Annotated in this window: 4 protein-coding genes; all 4 read right to left on the bottom strand. The window is 35.3% G+C overall.

Annotated elements, in window-relative coordinates:
• Window positions 1-103 precede the first annotated feature (103 nt).
• Window positions 104-562 carry a hypothetical protein gene (locus tag AC1M9I_RS14460; protein ID WP_481611202.1) on the bottom strand — a complete coding sequence of 153 codons (459 nt, stop codon included), beginning with the start codon at window positions 560-562 and terminating at the stop codon, window positions 104-106.
• Between the two features lie 145 nt (window positions 563-707).
• The gene (locus AC1M9I_RS14455) at window positions 708-1,169 is read right to left on the bottom strand and encodes a hypothetical protein (protein WP_481595221.1); all 462 of its coding nucleotides are present in this window, start codon (window positions 1,167-1,169) and stop codon (window positions 708-710) included.
• Window positions 1,166-2,716, bottom strand: a complete 1,551-nt coding sequence (locus AC1M9I_RS14450) for a hypothetical protein (protein ID WP_481595222.1) — start codon at window positions 2,714-2,716, stop codon at window positions 1,166-1,168. Before AC1M9I_RS14450 ends, AC1M9I_RS14455 begins: the two co-directional genes overlap by 4 nt.
• Window position 2,717: 1 nt before the next feature.
• Window positions 2,718-3,573: DUF2345 domain-containing protein (locus AC1M9I_RS14445; RefSeq protein WP_481611201.1), on the bottom strand; the 856-nt coding region annotated here is incomplete at its 5' end.

Genomic DNA, 3,573 nt, shown 5'->3' with positions numbered 1-3,573 from the left:
ACGGAGCTCGGCCGACCTCACACCCAAGTTGTCACTTAAATTTAAACAACTTAGGAAAGCTCTATCTTTAAAATCTTTATGCAACAAAGCCATTTAAAATATATTAAAAACCTAAATATATTAGAAAATCAGCAATAGACTCATAGAAAAAAAATGCGATTCCAAAAATAAAAACAAACAAAGATAATATCTCAATTATAATAATTTGTTTTTTAAATTTTTCACATAAATAAATAACATTATCCTGATACAGATTTGGATACAAGCTAGGACTCTTTTCTCCACGTTTTGCAAAATACGGCATCTTTTCATAACGTCTGTATGTTATAAAATATGAAAACCACATCATAGAGAATATAAAATTAAGTTGTAGTACCTTTTCAAAAGAGATTCCCACCTCATCTAAATACTCTTCAATGCCATATATTTTTTCAGAAAGTTCTTTACTATTTTTTTTTATAAATAACAGGTTATATATATATGTATATAAAAGTAGCATTAAGCCAATAACAAGTAAGCTAATTAAAATGCTACCATAAAAATCAACTAATTGACTTTCCATTAGCATACCCCTGTCCTTTTTTTGAGTTCATCCTCAGCAAAATCTGCACTATATTTACCACCGAAAAGATACCTACTACCACTTTCAACAGCAGAAATCTTGAAATAAAGAGGTGCTGATATGTGTAAACAACTTATTTAAGATATTAAAAACCTAAATAAACAATAAATTTTGCTATATATTTCGATGTAAACATTGATGTTATAAATACAAGAGAGACAAGAGACAAAACTTCATTTCTGATAATCTGTTTTCCAAACTTTTCACATAAATAAATGACATTATCCTGATAAAGGTTTGGATACAAGCTTGGACTCTTTTCTCCACGTTTGGCGAAATATGACATCTTCTGTTTAAAATATCTATGCTGTACAAAATATGAGAACCACATCAAGGAAAATATAAAATTTAGTTGCATTACCTTTTCAAAAGAAACTCCCACCTCATCTAAGTATTCTTCGATACCATAGATTCTCTCAGAAAGCTCTTTACTATTTTTCTTTATAAACATGTAGTTATATATATATATAACTAACATCAGCAAAAGACCTAACCCCATTGAGCCATAAGCAATCCAAGCTTCATAAATAAGTTGCTGATCATTCATTTACATATACCAGTAATATTTTTAGATAAATCTTCCATATATTCACTCCCATATTTACCCCCAACAATAATACCCGTCCCCACTACAACGGCAGTTATTGTCAAGGAAACAGGTAAAGTCATTGTATAGCCTACTGCACCAGCAGCCATTCCTATAACATAAACAAAACCACCACCAACTATTTTTCCACCCCATCCGCCAACAACGCCTCCTGCAATCTTACTGCCTTCAATCATAGCCACTTTCTTTGTAAGCTCCATATCACCCGTGTTATAGGCATCCACTGTATTTTTAAAAAATATAGCAGCACCTAGACCAACCACCAATTGCTTACCCATTCTTAAACCGATACTGATTTTCCCCAAATCTACGATCATTTTATCGTAATGCTTCAAACCACCTCTTACGGCATCTGAGCGTATAAGAGAGTCCGTTTTCATATACTTTCTCATTAAAGGGATTTGAGTTTGGGGTTCGACAATATGCATATCTTTCAGTGCTGTACCCAACTGGCTATAAAGTGAGGCATATTTTTTCTTAAAATCTGAAAAATGCTTTGGGTTCGCATATTTAGATTTCATTAGCTGTTCACTTTGATAAACAGCCATAATCGCATCATTGCTTTTTATCACTTTTTCTAGTGATGTTTCTTTCATGACTAGAAGCTCATTCTTTTTAAGCTTTCTATCTCGCTCGCTTTTTTGTTCAGCGCTATCTACAATTTGCCCCGTTCTTTCTTCAACTTGATCTAATAGATCATCATCACCTTGACAGTATTCCTTCCTAAACTCATCAACTGTAACGACTTTCTTTTGGTCACTTACATTGGCTAATGCCATTTCAGTAGCATGTGACCAATAATCGTACAAAAGTTCATAATTTGCAGCAAAAAATGCCGCATCAAAATTTGAGGACTTTCTCAATAGCTTCAATTTTTCTTCGACGCTGCTCGCTAACCGCTTATATTCACTCAGCTTAGGATCATTACCATATTTATTTGATAAAATGACCACCTGACATGGCTTAAGCACAGTCATTGGTCCATTGGTTGATAACTCTGGCAAATGGGCATTATTATTTTTAAAAATAGAAAATTCTTTTGCTGTAGGAGGGTATGCATAGATACGTTTTAACAATGCATCGACAGTCTCATCTTCTCGAATCAACAACCAACCAACTTCCATACCTTCTTTTATATAAACTTTTTGGATTTTATTTTCTTCTATCGGGGAACTTTGCGCTTGATGGTATTTAAACTTGATCTCTGTAAACTTTCCGCTTTCAGATTGTGTTAAATGTGGAAGGATTGCGCCTTGATACCATTTATCGTCTAAGAAAATATCAACTTGAACTACTGCAGTATCATAATTCACCTCAATTTTATGGGTTTTCATAAACTTATTAAAAGGTGTCAGTTTAGATACATAGGTAGATTTAGCTTCAGATGTTTTTGCAGTAATTACATATTTCAAACGTGGTAAAGCGATATGTTTTGGTACATTTTTTAATATTGCTTGTGCAATCTTCGGTTGAGGATACTTTGCCATCTTAGTTATCCAATTTCTTAATTTTGTCATTAATTGCGTGTAGGTAGTAATTCTCTTGCTTATCAGTGACAAATGCCTGAGTTAAACTATTCGCATCTGTTTTTCCATAGCTTACATGCCCTTGATCATTCATTAACATGTAAGAAGTGAAAGGCAACAACGCTTGTGTTTCAGTATCTCGCAATTCAAATTGTATTTTGTGTAACCCCAATTTAGGCATTAAAGGAATGGTTGCATGAACATTTTCACCACTCTTAAACAAATGCTGCCCCGCCTTTACCTCGAATTTTCCGCCTGTGGTCGGAAAAATCCCCGAGCCATTAATCTTGATTTGTGAACCACCGGCGGTCAGATTAATTTCGGTTGGACTGGTAATATAAACCGCATCTTCCGTCGAAATAATCTGCACACCCTTTCTCGCAATCAGGTCAGCACCATCCCCTTGGGCTTGAATCTCGATCTTCCCTTTCCCTGCATACAGTCGTGCCCCTTCTTGCGCTGCAAATAAGCTGATCTTTTTGCTGGCATGTCCGATGATACTGTCTTGGGTGCTGGTGTTTATGCTTCCTTGTGCAATTTGGTTGATCTGTCCATCTGCACTGAGGTGGATGTCTTCGTTACTTTCTACGGCAATTGAACTTGGTGAAGCCAAGAGCATGATCGCTTGTTTAAAAGCCGCAGCTTTGCTTTGGTCTTCACTCTCTAAGTTCTTGAGGTAGCCCTGTAAGTTTTCGAGTAAGCTCAGTGGATCAGTTTGTTGATTTTTTGCCACTTCACTCAAAGCTTTGGCGTTGTTTAAGCTACTTTCGAGTTGTTGTTTGGCTTCGCTTGCATCTAAATGGTTTGCTTTGGCTTGT

Source organism: Acinetobacter sp. ANC_7553 (genome assembly GCF_056779895.1).
Note: the sequence above shows the minus strand (reverse complement) of the source record. Positions and strands in the feature narration are given on the sequence as shown.